The sequence below is a fragment of the Pseudomonas sp. QLc11A genome (genome assembly GCF_052112305.1).
Taxonomy (GTDB): Bacteria; Pseudomonadota; Gammaproteobacteria; order Pseudomonadales; family Pseudomonadaceae; genus Aquipseudomonas; species Aquipseudomonas laurylsulfatiphila.
The window spans coordinates 74,797-89,284 of record NZ_JAVAJJ010000016.1 but is presented as its reverse complement, the minus strand read 5'-3'; the positions used below and the strand labels follow the sequence as shown (position 1 = coordinate 89,284).

General features: G+C 61.7%; 13 protein-coding genes. 4 read left to right on the top strand and 9 right to left on the bottom strand.

Annotated elements, in window-relative coordinates:
* The first annotated feature begins 7 nt into the window (after positions 1–7).
* Positions 8–328 (top strand): DUF2388 domain-containing protein, encoded by a 321-nt coding sequence (locus Q8X48_RS21820; protein ID WP_095967997.1) that lies wholly within the window; start codon positions 8–10, stop codon positions 326–328.
* On the opposite strand, the gene Q8X48_RS21815 is transcribed toward Q8X48_RS21820, so the two are convergent.
* Positions 322–1,314 carry a pyridoxal-phosphate dependent enzyme gene (locus tag Q8X48_RS21815; protein WP_407801482.1) on the bottom strand — a complete coding sequence of 331 codons (993 nt, stop codon included), beginning with the start codon at positions 1,312–1,314 and terminating at the stop codon, positions 322–324. The genes Q8X48_RS21820 and Q8X48_RS21815 overlap by 7 nt on opposite strands.
* A gap of 218 nt (positions 1,315–1,532) precedes the next feature.
* Here Q8X48_RS21815 and Q8X48_RS21810 point away from each other — a divergent pair, with 218 nt between their 5' ends.
* The gene (locus tag Q8X48_RS21810; RefSeq protein ID WP_407801481.1) at positions 1,533–2,192 is read left to right on the top strand and encodes a methyltransferase family protein; all 660 of its coding nucleotides are present in this window, start codon (positions 1,533–1,535) and stop codon (positions 2,190–2,192) included.
* A gap of 106 nt (positions 2,193–2,298) precedes the next feature.
* On the opposite strand, the gene Q8X48_RS21805 is transcribed toward Q8X48_RS21810, so the two are convergent.
* The 7 genes from Q8X48_RS21805 to Q8X48_RS21775 form a co-directional block, all read right to left on the bottom strand.
* Entirely contained in the window at positions 2,299–2,961 is a 663-nt protein-coding gene (locus Q8X48_RS21805; RefSeq protein ID WP_407801480.1) for an HAD-IA family hydrolase, read from the bottom strand.
* 60 nt (positions 2,962–3,021) lie between these two features.
* The gene (locus tag Q8X48_RS21800; RefSeq protein WP_407801479.1) at positions 3,022–3,429 is read right to left on the bottom strand and encodes a response regulator; all 408 of its coding nucleotides are present in this window, start codon (positions 3,427–3,429) and stop codon (positions 3,022–3,024) included.
* Positions 3,430–3,543: 114 nt separating this feature from the next.
* Complete coding sequence (locus Q8X48_RS21795; RefSeq protein WP_407801478.1) at positions 3,544–5,154, bottom strand: GMC family oxidoreductase; 1,611 nt, start codon at positions 5,152–5,154, stop codon at positions 3,544–3,546.
* A 163-nt stretch (positions 5,155–5,317) separates the two neighbouring features.
* Positions 5,318–6,535 carry a mandelate racemase/muconate lactonizing enzyme family protein gene (locus Q8X48_RS21790; protein WP_407801477.1) on the bottom strand — a complete coding sequence of 406 codons (1,218 nt, stop codon included), beginning with the start codon at positions 6,533–6,535 and terminating at the stop codon, positions 5,318–5,320.
* 1 nt (position 6,536) lies between these two features.
* Positions 6,537–7,859: an MFS transporter gene (locus Q8X48_RS21785; protein WP_407801476.1), complete on the bottom strand. Its 1,323-nt coding sequence runs from the start codon at positions 7,857–7,859 to the stop codon at positions 6,537–6,539.
* A gap of 83 nt (positions 7,860–7,942) precedes the next feature.
* Positions 7,943–9,367, bottom strand: coding sequence for an aldehyde dehydrogenase (aldA, locus tag Q8X48_RS21780; protein ID WP_126046297.1), 1,425 nt, complete (start codon positions 9,365–9,367; stop codon positions 7,943–7,945).
* Positions 9,368–9,610: 243 nt separating this feature from the next.
* Positions 9,611–10,543: a LysR substrate-binding domain-containing protein gene (locus tag Q8X48_RS21775; protein WP_126046298.1), complete on the bottom strand. Its 933-nt coding sequence runs from the start codon at positions 10,541–10,543 to the stop codon at positions 9,611–9,613.
* 184 nt (positions 10,544–10,727) lie between these two features.
* Here Q8X48_RS21775 and Q8X48_RS21770 point away from each other — a divergent pair, with 184 nt between their 5' ends.
* Together Q8X48_RS21770 and Q8X48_RS21765 are read left to right on the top strand one after the other, a co-directional pair.
* Positions 10,728–11,906 carry a hypothetical protein gene (locus tag Q8X48_RS21770; RefSeq protein WP_126046299.1) on the top strand — a complete coding sequence of 393 codons (1,179 nt, stop codon included), beginning with the start codon at positions 10,728–10,730 and terminating at the stop codon, positions 11,904–11,906.
* Positions 11,907–12,112: 206 nt separating this feature from the next.
* Positions 12,113–12,988, top strand: coding sequence for a LysR substrate-binding domain-containing protein (locus tag Q8X48_RS21765; protein ID WP_126046300.1), 876 nt, complete (start codon positions 12,113–12,115; stop codon positions 12,986–12,988).
* A gap of 133 nt (positions 12,989–13,121) precedes the next feature.
* On the opposite strand, the gene Q8X48_RS21760 is transcribed toward Q8X48_RS21765, so the two are convergent.
* The gene (locus Q8X48_RS21760) at positions 13,122–14,486 is read right to left on the bottom strand and encodes an MFS transporter (protein ID WP_407801475.1); all 1,365 of its coding nucleotides are present in this window, start codon (positions 14,484–14,486) and stop codon (positions 13,122–13,124) included.
* Positions 14,487–14,488 lie beyond the last annotated feature (2 nt).

Here is a 14,488-nt window from a genome sequence, read left to right as displayed (position 1 = left end):
CACCGTCATGCGCCGCCTATTTATCATCTCTGCACTGGTACTTTGTTTACCCGCAGGCTCGGCTCTGGCCGATGTGGATGCCAAAGATGTCGCTACCTCGGCCGGGGTTTCCGCCTCGCTGTACTCAACGTTCAAAGACGACAAACTCATGATTCCCGCCCGGGATGACGCCTCCAGCTTCGTCGCCAGCGGCGGTGCGATTCGTGGTGCTTATCTGGAGTCGGTGTTGAAAAAGATCCGTCAGGACAATCCCGCCCTCAACAACGCAAGCGACGAAGACCTGGCCCGTGCCATCCTCGTCCAGGAAGGCGTTGCCGCCGATCACTGAAGACCGTCTTCGCCAGCGGTGGGGCTTGTGACACCGGGATAGCGTTTCCAGCCCTGCCTCGCGTGTGTGCCAGTGGACAGGCGTGCCCACCCGGCCACGAGCTGCGCGTTGATACTCACCCCGCCACACACCACGATCACCACGTCATGGGCGTCGGCAATCGCCGGGTGATCCAGGTAGGCGGTCGCCAATGAAACGCCGCACGCCGGCTCGACCAGCTGACGCAAATCATTGGCGTAACGCACCACGCCCATGATCGCCTCATCATCACTGAGCACCACGCACTCATGGGGGAAATCGTCGATGTGCCTGACCGGCCAGGCGGCCACTTGCGCGGCGCCCAGGGACGTGGCAACCGTGTCGATTTTCGGCAATCTGACCGGGTGCCCGGCCGCGACTGCTGCAGCGAACGACGCCGCGCCTTCGGTTTCGCAGGCGACGATGCGGCAATCGGTGTGCCGATGACGAATCAGGCCGGTGAGCAGCCCGGCCAGCAAGCCACCGCCGCCCACCGATGCCACCAGCACATCCACTGGCGGGCAGTCGGCAAGGATTTCATCGACCATCGTGCTGTGCCCTTCCCACAACACAGGGTGGTCAAAGGCCGGCACGAATTCACTGCGTGGGTCCTGGGCGAGTTCCCGGGCCCATTGATTGGCTTCGTCCCAGACCTTGCCGTGCTCGATCACCTCGGCGCCGGTCTTGCTGATCCGCGCCCGAGTGCTGTGCGGGGTGGTGTGCGGCACCACGATACAGGCCTTGAGCCCCAGGCATGCCGCGGCCATGGCCGTGGCCAGTCCCGCATTACCGCCGGAGGGACAGACCACCTTGCGCTTGCCCTGCTGCGCCGCCCGGCTGCACAGCAAGCCGATGCCGCGTATTTTGAACGAGCCGCCAGGTTGCAGGTTTTCCAGTTTCAGCCAGATACGGCGGGTCGGGGTCGAGAGGCCAGGGTGCAGAATCAAAGGCGTGCGGATGTGAAGCATGTCGGTTCCTGTTACACGCCACCGGCTCGCCGAACAGGTCGACGAGCCAGCGGTGAACGGTCCTCTCATGGAAGTTTAGTTCACCCGGTACCGGGGCGACCGTCTCAGCGGGCTGACGCTGGCTGCGATCTTTTACCCATGGAAACTCGAAGGCCAATGAACGATCAAAAGATTGCAGCCTACGACAGCTCCTACGTAAGCCAATTCGTGGAGGCTCCATGAAAATCTCGGCCAAACTGGCGTTTTTCGCCGTCGCCAGCACCCTTGCCTACCTCGCCGTGGCGATCTGGGGGCTGGGTGGTTTCGCGGCTTTCTTCAGCCACGGTTCACTGGTCGTCGTTGCCCTGGCCACCCTGATCATGGCCGTCGCATCGCTGTTCACCGAGGCCAACCTGAGTTCGGGAGAACGCGAAGACCGGGGCAATCGCTGGGTCCTCCCGGTCTTCGGCGTGATCGGCGTGCTCAGCGGCTTTGTGCCGGCTTATACCGACCGCATCGATTTCTGGACCTTTGGAGGTGAAGGCGTGCGCTGGCTCGGGGCCCTGTTGTTCATCGCGGGCGGTGCGCTGCGGTTGTGGCCGGTGTTTGTGCTGGGCAAGCGTTTCAGCGGGCTGGTGGCGATCCAGCCGGGGCACCGACTGGTCACCGAGGGCATTTACCGGCGCCTGCGCAACCCCAGTTACCTGGGGATGATGGTCATCGCCGTGGGCTGGGCGCTGGCGTTTCGCTCAAGCGTCGGTCTGCTGCTGGCGGCGTTGACCCTGATCCCGCTGATTGCCCGGATTCACTCGGAAGAGACCTTGCTGAGAGCGCAGTTCGGCAGCGAATACGAAGCCTATTGCGCCCGCACCTGGCGGCTGGTTCCCGGGCTTTACTGAATGCAACCCTATCCCCTGTGGGAGCGAGCCTGCTCGCGAAAGCGGTGTGTCAGCCAATATCAATAGCCACTGACACGACGTCTTCGCGAGCAGGCTCGCTCCCACATTAGACGGCGTGCAGGCGCAGACCTGCAGCATCCACCTGAACCCGGACCATGTCATAGTCAACCAACGTCCCATGCAACGTCTCGACCGGCTGCTCATGGGTCGCCGTGACAATCACCAAATCCGCCCCCGCCGCTTCAGCCGCCAGAATCCCCACCGTGGCATCTTCAAAAACCAGGCACTGCCCAGCCTCCACGCCCAGGCGCCGGGCCGCGAGTCGGTAACCCGCGGGGTCCGGTTTGCCGGCAGTCACATCCTCGGCGGTGATCATCACGGCAGGCTCTGGAATCCCCGCCGCCGCCATCCGCCGCAACGCCAGTTCCCGTGGGGCGGAGGTGACGATGGCCCACTGCCTGGCCGGCAAGGACCGCAGGAATTTCGCCGCGCCCGCCACTTCGAAGACCCCGTCGACGTCGTCGATTTCCGCTTCGGTGATCCACGCGGCTTCGGCCTCGGCATCCACCCCGGGCAAGCCCAGGCGCCTGATGGTATCGATGGCCCGGGCGCCGTGAATGGTCGGCAGGAAGGATTCGACATCGACACCATGGCGCACGGCCCAGGTGGTCCAGACCCGCTCGGCAGCGGCAATGGACGTCAGGACGGTGCCGTCCATGTCGAACAGAAAGGCACGGTAAGTCGAGTTGAATACAGGGTGATCGGACAAGGAAAGGAACCTCGCAGTTGCCGGACGGATTTGCCCGGCAATGTAGCATCTGCGAACGCCTCAGTTGAGTCGTTTGGACTTGAAGGTCTGGCTCACACAATCGAGCAGCCCACCGATCATCCAGGGCTTCTTGATGAACGAGACCGCGTGCCGCACGCCGGAGCTTTCAGGGGTTTCGAAACCGGACATGATCATGATCGGCTTGTCCGGCCAGCGATCGCCGAACTGGTTGGCCAGGTCCGCGCCATTAAGCGTGCCAGGCATGGTGATGTCTGTCAGCAGCATGCCCACCTGCGGCGCATGCTGTTCCAGATAGACCGCTGCCGCATCCGCACTGGTGTGCGGCTCGACGACAAAACCCTCCTCCTGGAGAATCTCACAGAGAAACTCCAGGATCAGCGGGTCGTCCTCGACCACCAGAATCAACCCGCCAGGACGATGTCCGTCCGCCGTCGGTACTCGACTCATGACCGTGCCGCTCCCTGATTGCCTCAATGATTTCGCGGAATTGGATCCGCTGCCTAAAGGTATGAGCAGCGCAGACCGCGGAAATTCATTTTTGATACAGCCAGGTGACCGGCATCACGCGTCCTGCAGAATCAGGTCGGCGCCCTTTTCCGCCACCATCAACACAGCGGCATGGGTGTTGCCCGACGTCACGTTGGGGAAAATCGACGCATCGACGATGCGCAATCCGTCCAGCCCGTGGACCTTGAGGCGTTTGTCCACCACCGACTTCTGCTCGTCCGGGCCCATGGCGCAGGAACCGCACAAGTGGTAGATCGAGCCGCTGTTTTCGCGGAAGTACTGCAGCATCTGCTCGTCGGTTTCGACCACCGGTCCGGGCAACACCTCTTCGACGGTGATGCCCTTGAGCGCCGGCGCCTGCATGATCTTGCGCATCAGGCGGCTGCCCTGGATCACCTCGTCGATGTCCTTCTGGGTGCTCAGGTAATTGGGGTCGATCAGCGCCGCATCCCGCGGGTTTTTCGAGGCGATTTCGATATGCCCGCGACTGGTCGGCCGGCACGGGTTGAAGCACAACAGGAAGCCTGAGTACGGCTCGGGCTTGAGGCTGGCCTTGTTGTTTTTCGGGATCTGGTACGACAGCGGGTTGAAGTACAACTGCAGGTTCGGGTTGGTCTGCTGCTCGTCGCCACGGAAGAACCCGCCGGCCTGGTTGACGCTCATCGCCAGCGCGCCCTTGCGGGTGAACAGGTACTTCAGGCCCAGTTTGAACTGGCCGAACAGCGAACTGAGCTGGTCGTTCAGCGTCGGGATGTTGGCCTTGTAGTAGTAACTGGCGCACAGGTGATCCTGCAGGTTCTGCCCCACCGCCGGCAGGTGTTTGACCAGCGGGATGTTGTGCCTGGCCAGCAGCGCCTGATCGGCCACGCCGGACAGTTGCAGGATCTTCGGCGTGTCCACGGCACCGGCGCAGAGGATCACTTCCTTGTTGGCGCTGAAGGTTCGCACCACGCCGTGCTGGGTGATGGAGACCCCGGTGGCACGTTGTCGGTCGTCGAACAGTACCCGGTCCACCAGGGCAAAATGCTCGACCGTCAGGTTCGGCCGGCTCAATGCCGGATGCAAATGGGCGAAGCTGCTGGAGCAGCGTTGGCCGTCGCGGGTGTTGACGTCATAGATGCCCGCACCTTCGAATTTCGGACCATTGAAGTCGTCGCTGATGGGGTAGCCCAGTTCGTCGCAGCCCTTGAGGAACACATCACAGATCGGATGGGTCTGGCCCTTCATCGGGGTGATGCTGATCGGGCCGCTGCCGCCGTGGTAATCGCTGTCACCCAGCGGGTGGTTTTCCAGCTTGCGAAAGTACGGCAGCACGTCCTTGAAGCCCCAGCCGTCGTTGCCGTTGGCCGCCCAGTCATCGAAGTCATGGGCCTGTCCACGCACGTAGACCATCGCGTTGATCGAGCCCGAACCACCCTGCACCTTGCCGCGCGGGGCATAGATCTCACGGTTGTTCAGTTGCTTTTGCGGGCGGCTGTAGTACATCCAGTTGAAGGTCGGGTTGTAATACATTTTGGCGAAGCCGACCGGGATCTTGAACCAGAAGGACGAGTCTTTCCCGCCCGCTTCCAGCAGCAGCACCGTGTGTTTCCCGGAAGCCGAGAGGCGATTGGCCAGAACGCAGCCTGCTGCGCCGGCGCCAGCGATGATGTAGTCGTATGTCATGCACGGTTACCGCGTAAGTCGTTGTTCAAAAAAACCGCAATGGGTCACACCCTGTAGGAGCGAGCTTGCTCGCGATGAACCTGAGAACACCGCGGGGTATCAGGCCCTCAGCGTTATCGTTGACGATCATCGCGAGCAAGCTCGCTCCTACAAAAATCTCCCGTCAGCCCCGGGCCGGCGATGTGTCTTTGACATCAGCCGGAGTCGGCGCCATTTGCAGGTGCAACCGCTCACCGGTGTAAGGCGAATGCTTGCGCACCACATCCATGTTCAGCTCCACGCCAAGGCCCGGCTCGGTGGACGGGATGATGTAGCCGTCCTCCCACTGCAAGGGTTTGGTCAGGACTTCGGCATGGAAGCCACCCCAGGTCATGATGCTTTCCTGGATCAGGAAGTTCGGCGTGCAAGTCGCCAACTGGAAGCTCGCCGCCGCGCCAATCGGCCCGTTGTAGAGGTGCGGGGCGATCTGCGCGTAATACGCCTCGGCCATGCTCGCGATCTTCTTCGCTTCCAGCAGGCCGCCGCAGCGTGCAACGTTCATTTGCAGGATCGACGCGCCGCCGGCCTGCAGCAGCTTGAAGAATTCGTACTTGGTGGTCAGGCGTTCACCGGTGGCGATCGGGATGCTGGTCTTGGCCGCGACTTGCGCCATCGCATCTTCCTGGCCTGGCGGCACTGGCTCTTCGAACCACAGCGGGTCGTACTTCTCCAGACGCTTGGCCAGGCGAATGGCCGAGGACGGCACCATCTGCCCGTGGGTGCCGAACAGCAGGTCGCACTTGTCGCCCACCGCTTCGCGGATCTTGCGGCAGAAGGTTTCGCAGCGCTCCAGCACTTGCAGGGAAATCTGGTGACCGGAGTACGCGGTGTACGGCCCGGCCGGGTCGAACTTCACGGCGGTGAAGCCTTTGTTCATGTTTTCGATGGCGCACTCGGCGGCCAGGTCCGGGTCGTCGTAGTCGTACTCACCCTTGCTGTTGACCGGGTACAGGTAGGTGTAGGAGCGCAGTTTTTCGTGGACCTTGCCACCGAGCAACTCGTAGACCGGTTTGTTCGCCGCCTTGCCGATGATGTCCCAGCAGGCCATCTCCAGACCGCTGACCACACCCATCATGGTCAGGTCCGGGCGCTGGGTGAAGCCGCTCGAATAGGCCTGGCGGAAAAAGCGTTCGATGTGGTGCGGGTCCTGGTTCAGCAGGTAGCGCTCGAACACGTCTTCGATGATCGGCAGCATGGCCTTTGGGCCGAAGGTCGCGGCGTAGATTTCGCCGACGCCTTCGATGCCGCAGTCGGTCTTGATCTTGACGAACAGCCAGTACATCCCGCCGATGTGCGGTGGCGGAACAGCAACGATATGGGTTTCAAGGGCGACGATTTTCATCTCAGGCACCTGTCTTCTTATTCATGGATTTACGATTGATGCGCGCACGCAGCGTGAGGGCCGCCAGGGTCCCGAGCAGGCCGACGAACGCGATGTAGCCGAAATACAGCTTGTAGCCAAAGGCACCGGGGAAATGCTCGGTGAGGTAGCCGTTGATCAAGGGAATGAAGGCATCCGGCAGGTAACCCACCACCGAGACGATGCCGATGGCCAGGCCGGTGATGCGCAGCGGAATGTTGCAGGTGTCAAGAATCGCCCAGTACAGCCCGCGAATGGCGTAGGTCATCAGACCGATGAAAATCACCGTGCCGATCAGCAGGCCGAGGCTATTGAGGGCCGGGAACACGATCAGGCCGATCATCGCCAGGGAAGCGAGGAACAACGCGACGACCAGGACCGAAATGTTCGAGAACTTGTCACCCAGCCAGCCGCCACCAATACCGCCGATGGGGCGCATCCACAATTTGAGGGTGGTGATGGTGCCAGCCATGACCGCGGTCATGCCGCCGCCCTGCAGGTAATCGGAGAAACTGTAGGTAGCCCAGAAGATGTGGTAACCGCAGAACACAATGGCGGTAACCAGCCACAGTTCAGGGATTTTCACCAGGATGGCCAGGTCGCTGAGCAGATTGAACTTGCCCTTCTCCACCGCCGCCGTGTCTTCCATCGACTTCGGATCCTTGATCAGCACCAGCACACACCCGATGGCAATACAGGTAAAGGCATAGAGGTAAACCACGTGCTTGAAGCCTTCGGCCGCCGACTCGCCACGGCTTTCGGTGGCGAAGGCGAACAGGCCCAGGGCAACCGTCGCCAGCAAGGCTTCCACCAGACCGCGACCGCCGTCGAGGATACCGAAGAACCGCCCCTGCTCGGAGTGATGGGCAATCATCTTCACCCGCTTGAGCACCGAGGCCCAGAAGGTCAAACCGGTGGTCAGGCCCCAGCAACCGAAGATGATCATCAAACCGGTCATCGACGGCGCGGTGGAGTACCACAGGCCCAGGGCGCCGGTGGCCACCAGCGAGAAGAAAATCAGGAAACGCGGGGCAATGCGGTCGGCCAGCCAGCCGCTCGGCAGGTAACTGAGGAGGAAAATCGTCCCGAGCATCGAGTACAGATAACCGAGCTCGGTGGGGCTGATCTGGAACACTTCGAGCATGGTGGTCTGGTAGACCTGACGCAGGTACAGGATCGGATAGATCGCACCGGCGGCGAGCACCAGCAGCAGCAGTTGGAAATAACGACTTCCCTTGTCGCTGTGGCTTTGTGTACCCGCGTTCGAACCCTGAACAGCGGCAGCAGTGGATGCTTGCTTGGACATTGATGAGACCTCGGGCAACCCGGCGTCCGGGTGCCCCTGATAATTGTTTTTATGGGTGCAGCGTGAGGCATGTTGCCGGTGGATCAATATTTCATGACAACCAGACGGGTCTGGGTGAATTCGAGCATGCCGTGCTTGCCGTCATCACCGCCCAGGCCCGAGCGCTTCCAGCCGGCGTGGAAGCCCTGGTACGGGTCGGCCGGGGTGCGATTGACGTACAGTTCGCCGGCCTCGATGGCGTTGGCGACTTTCTGCGCGGTACGGTAGTTCTCGGTGTACAGCACCGAGGACAGGCCGAACTGATGGTCGTTGGCCATGGCCAGGGCTTCGTCGATGTCGCGGTACTTGAGCACCGGCAGCACCGGGCCGAAGATTTCTTCCTGGATGATTTCCATGCCCTGGCGACAGCCACTGAGCAGGGTTGGCGGGTAGAAATGGCCTTTGCCCTCAGGCAGCACGCCGCCGGTTTCCAGCACCGCGCCGTCGGCGATGGCGCGCTCGACCATGGCGTGGATGTTCTGTTGCGAGCTGGCGTTGACCAATGGCCCCATCAGGCTGGCGTCGGTGGCGCGGTCGCCGAATTTCACGGCACTGATTTTCTCTTTCAGCAGGCCGAGGAACTGGTCGTAGACGCTTTCCTGCACATAGACCCGCTCCACCGCCGTGCACAACTGGCCACAGTGGGTGGTCTTGGAGGCGACGATTGCACTGGCGGCGGCTTCGAGGTCGGCGTCGGCCTCGATGATTGCCGGGGTCTTGCCGCCCAGTTCCAGGGACGGCTTGGCAATGTTGGCCTTGCAGTAGTCGAGCACGATGCGCCCGGCGTTGACGCTGCCGGTCAGGGTAATCAGGCCCACGGCTTTGTGGGTGCAAACCGTGGCGGCGGTGGCGTGATCCATGGTCAGGATATTGATCACACCCGCCGGCATGCCGGATTGCTGTACAGCCTTGGCGATTTCGAAGGCCGAGGTCGGCGTGTTGTTGCTCGGGCGTACGACCACCGTGTTGCCGGCAATCAGCGCCGGAGCGATCTTGCGCAGCAAGGTGTAGACCGGGTAATTGAACGGGATCAGGCAGGCGACCACGCCAATCGGCTCGCGATGCAGAAATAGGTTTTCGTTCGGTGTGTCGCTGGGAATGATCTCGCCTTCGATGCGGCGCGCCCATTCGGCGTGATAACGGGTGATCTGCGCCGCGTAACGGGCTTCGTTGCTGGCATCGCTCACGCTTTTGCCGGACTCGGCGGCCAGGGCTTCACCGATGTTGACCGCGCGGGCCTCGAGCGCATCGGCGAAGGCGCGCAAGTAATCGGCGCGTTCAATGCTGGTGAGCTTGCCCCATACTTTTTGTGCTGCCTGGGCCACTTCGACCGCGGCCGTGGCTTCATCGGCCGTAGCCGCCGAGACGTGGCCCAGCAGCGCTTCGGTCGCGGGGTTGTAGACCGCGATCAGCGCATCGCTGACCGGTTCAATGAAGTGACCGTTAACAAAATTTCGCTCGAGTCGCATGTGAATCGCCCATCGTTGTTTTTTTCAATACCGCCAGTCTTGTCATGCAGACCGGGTTGAACAAACGATTTATTGAGCGGTTAAACATTCGAAAAATGCAGGTTACCCCTGTGAACGGTGTGATCCCCTGTAGGAGCGAGCTTGCTCGCGATGGTGGCAGGGTCACCGGGTTCATCCTGGTTGCCATCGTTATCGTTGACCACCATCGCGAGCAAGCTCGCTCCTACGGGGGGGCGTGGTGTTTCAGGAAGCAGCGGTAGAGGGCTCCAACTGCCTTTGCGCCAACCAGACTTCCTCCTGCAGCCACTGGCTGAAGACCTGCAACTGCGGCATCTCGGTCTGCTCCGGCCGGGTCACCAGCCAGTAGGATTGATGCCCGTCGACGTGCACATTCAGCACCTGGGTCAACTGCCCGCTGGCCAGTTCCGAGGCAACCATGTGCCAGTCGGCAATAGTGATCCCCAGGCCATCGGTGGCAGCCTGGATCGCCAGGTCCAGCAGGTCGAACTCATAACCGCCCTGGGTGTCGACACCGCTGATGCGCGCCGCGTCCAGCCAGTGTTTCCAGGTCAGGTAGCGCTGGTCTTCCCGGGCCAGCACATGCAGCAGCGTCAGGCGATTGAGGTCCAGGCCCTGCTCGCCCCACTCCCGCGCATACAGGGACGGCGCGCACACCGCAATATGCCGCTCCTGTATCAGCAGCGAACTGTCCAGCCCGTCCCATTCGCCATCGCCGAAACGGATCGCACAATCCAGTGTGCTGGTCTCCGCCAGGCTGTCCTGCAAGCGCGTGGTGATGCTCAATTCCAACTCCGGATGCTGCTCGCGCAAGCGCCCCAGTCGCGGCATCAACCAGCGGCTGGTGAAGGTCGGCGGCGCGTTGATGTGCAGACGGTTGGAATGAGTTTTCTGCTGGATGCTGCGCACCGTCAGCTCGATCTTGTCGAACGACTGGTGCAGCGCCCGCAACAGTACCCGGCCGGCGCTGGTCAGTTCGAGGTGATGGTGACGGCGCTCCAGCAGGTTTTCGCCCAGTTGCTCTTCCAGCTGCCGCACCTGGCGACTGACCGCGCTCTGGGTGACGTTGAGCAGTTCGGCGGCACGGGTGAAGCTGCCTGTGCTACCGGCCACTTCGAACGCTTTGAGCGCATTCAGGCCGGGCATTTTGCGTTTCATGAAAGGCTCTCAAGGACCAGTGACAGGGCGCAAGGATCCCATGACGGCGATACATTGTCCTACAGGATTTTTTCAGTAACATGCGTTCGAGGAAGGTTTCAGTGGATTTTTAATCGTTTGTTCATCGCAGCTCAGATCGCAAGACTGGCCGGCATCTCAAATAAAAATAACCGAGAGCTGCCACATGCCCTTCCCTGTTTCCCTGCGCTTTAGTCCTTTGTACCTCGCTCTACTCTGCACCTTTGCGGCCCCTGCCATGGCCGTGCAAGTCACCGACAACCTGGACCTTGGCGGCGCGGTGCGGGCCCGTTGGGACTACGACCCGGATCGCGACATCCAGAAATTCGGCCTGGACACCGTATTCCTCAGCGCCAAGTACAACTCCGACACCTGGATCGGTGAGGCCCAGTACCGTTTCTACGGCCGTTCCTATCCGTACCAGTACACCAGGAACTATGGCGATATCCAGTTCGCCAAGTACGCGTGGGCCGGCTACAGGTTCAACCCCGACCAGCAGGTGCAAGTGGGCCTGAACTCGGTGCCGTTCGGATTGCAGCCGTACTTCGGCAGCACCTTCTACGAAACCCTGGGCAACGTCATCGGCCTGGAAGACGTGCAGCAGGTCGGCGCCAAGTACATCCAGCAAAGCGGCGACTGGAACGTCCAGGCCGGTTACTACCTGCGTCCGGCCTGGCAAGGCAAAGGCACCAGCAATGGCGTCACCTACTCCAGCGTGGTATCGGAAGCCGACAGCTACGTGACCGACGGCAGCGACAACCAGGAACGCCACACCGTGGTGCTGCGCGTGGCCAGGGCGCTGGACCTGGGGCCATGGAAATCCGAGGTCGGCCTGTCCGGCCTGACGTCGAGCATTCAAAACCGCGACACCGACAATGACGGCCGGCGCAATGCCGTCGCGCTGCACTACCTGGGCAAGAACGGCCCCTGGGGCGTGCAGTTGCAGGCAGCGCGCCAGCAGATGTCGCCCCGCAACCCCGGTACCGATGAACTGGTGACTTTCGGCGGTTACGACGGCACCTACAACGTCGCCAGCCGCGGCAACCTGTACGTGGCGGACCTCAGCTATGACGTGGCCGGCAAGTACCTGTTCGACCAGATCAGCGGGGTCAAGCTCTACGCCAACTACAGCGCCTTCGACAAATCCGCCGATGACTTCAAGACCTCTGAGCGGGCGATCCTCGGTACCTCGTTCTCGTTCAGCAAATTGTGGATCGCCACGGAATGGATCTTCGGCAAGAACGATCCGTACATTGGTGGCAGCAGCTATACCCAGAGCCTGGGGGCTGGCGGTACGGATCAGTGGGAAAACCAGTTGTACATGAACATCGGGTATTACTTCTGATCCGGAGGTTTTGGCGTCCATGAGGACGCCTTCGCGGGCAAGCCCACTCCCACAATGTCCGCGTCGTACTAAAAAATCCGTGCACACCAAAGAACCTGTGGGAGCGGGCTTGCCCGCGATGGCGTCAGCCCAAACAACACTTGCATCGGCTCGTTGCCAATAGTCAGATAGACGCTACAAAACACATCAGAAATGAGCCCCCTCCCATGCGTCAACTGCCCTCGCTCAACATGCTGCGCGTCTTCGAAGAGGTCGCGCGGCATCGCAGTTTCAGCCAGGCAGCCCTGGAACTGAGCGTCACCCAGGGCGCCGTCAGCCGGCAGATCAAACAGCTGGAAGATTACCTTGGCGTGGCGCTGTTCGTCCGCACGCCCCAGGGCCTGACCCTGACCGAAACCGGCACCGCCCTCTCCCCGCACCTGGCGCAAGCCTTCGACCACATCGAGCGCGCCCTGCAAGCGGTGCGCGTGCCCAATCTGCGCCAACGCCTGCGCATCGTCGCGCCGCCAACCTGGGCCACGCGCTGGCTTTCCGCTCACCTGCGCGCCTTCGTTCAGCGCTACCCCGATATCAGCCTGAGCGTGACCAACCAGATGGGCCACGAGAGTCTTGCGGAAATCGACTGCCATATCCGCTTCGGCCTCGAAGCCGCCAGCCATTGCAGCAGTCGGTTACTGGTGATGGAGCGGCACATCGCCGTGGCCAGTCCGGAGTTGTTCAATGGCGAGCAGCCACCGGACCTGCGGCAATTTCCATTGCTGCACATCCTGCACGACGGCAAGCGCCTGAAGGTCTGGGAGAACTGGCTGGCGGCCATGGGCCGGGAGGATGTCGATGCCGGGCAAGGGCTGGAGTTCAGCACCCTGGACCAGGTGATCCACACCGCGCTGGCGGGCGGCGGGCTGGCGGTGATCGACCGGCAGATGATCGAAAAGGAACTGGCCAATGGCAGCCTGGTGCCGATCACCCCAGTGGAAGTGGTCGGGCCGTATGGCTATTGGCTGGATGTGGCGAATGACAAGCAGGGCTTGTCGAAGGTGCGGTTGTTCACGCAGTGGCTGGAACTGGTCAGCAATCCCTGACACACCAAGATCCCTTGTAGGAGCGAGCCTGCTCGCGATGGACCAAAGAACACCGCGGGGTATCAGGCTCCTCGCGTTATCGTTCACGACCATCGCGAGCAGGCTCGCTCCTACAGGGGGACGGTGGCGTTCTTCAAACCGTGGCAGCCACTTTCACTGCCACCGCAGCACCAGCTTCCACCGGGCTCTGCGCCTTGCACGCCTGGCTCAAGGTCAGGGATTTGGTCTCCGGCGCCCAGGCCCAGGACAGCAAGGCACCCAGAGACAGAATCGCCGCGAGAATGCCCATGGTCGGGCTCAAACCAATCCCCGCTACGCTCACCGGCAACAGGAAAGTGCTGATCGCCGAACCCAGGCGACTCACCGCCGTGGCCAGGCCGATACCGCTGGCGCGCACTTCAGTCGGGAAGCTCTCGGCCGGGAACACACCCACCAGGTTGCTCACCGCCGACAACACCAGGGTGAACACGCCGAACACCAGCACCATCAGCCACGCCGCACTGCCCGGCAATACCGCCAGCAGGAACAACGCCAGCGCCAGAATGATGAACGAGTTGATCAGGAACCCGCGTCGGGTGAACTTGATGGTGCACCAGATTCCGATCAGTGCGCCGAGGATCAGCAGCATGTTCAGCATCAGTTCGGTGCCGAAGCCTTCGGCCAGGCCCATCGTCTGCAGGATCGACGGCAGGAAGGTGTAGATGGCGAAGTACGGCATCACGATGCACACGAAGAACAGGCAGTTGAACGCCGTGCGCTTGCGGTATTCACGGCTGAACAGCACCGCGTAGCCGGAACGGGTTTCGCTGGACGGGGTCTCGTCGAGTTCGACGTGCTCGCCCAGGTGTTTCTTGACGACGGCCCGGGCCTCGGCAATGCGGCCCTGATTGACCAGCCAGCGCGGCGATTCCGGGGTGCCTATACGGGCGATCAGAATCAGTGCCGCCGGAATGGCCGACGAGGCGAGCATCCAGCGCCAGGCATCATCGCCGAGGCTGAGCATCGCCGTACCGATGAAAGTCGCGGCGACGTAGCCGAAGGTCCAGATCACGCTGAACGAGCCGAGCAACACACCGCGGTGCTTTCTTGGTGCAAACTCAGCCAGCATGGCGTGCCCGACACTGTAATCGCCGCCCAGGCCGATGCCGATCAGCACCCGGCACAGGAACAGCGCCATGGCCGACTCGACGTAGAACTGCATGACCGAGGCGAGGGTGATCAGCACGAAGCTGACCAGGAAGATTTTCTGCCGGCCGACCTTGTCGGAGATCCAGCCGAAGAACAGGCTGCCGAGAAACAGGCCGATCAGGGCCGAAGCGCCGATCAAGCCCTGCCAGAATGCATCCAGCTGCATCTGCGGGCTCAGCAAGGTGAATGCGATACCGATCAGGCCGAGGATATAACCGTCGGTGAAGTGTGCGCCAAACGTCAGGCCGGCGATCTTGATATGAAAGCGGCCGATGGGCAGGTCGTCGATTTTTACCGGTGTTACGGACATGT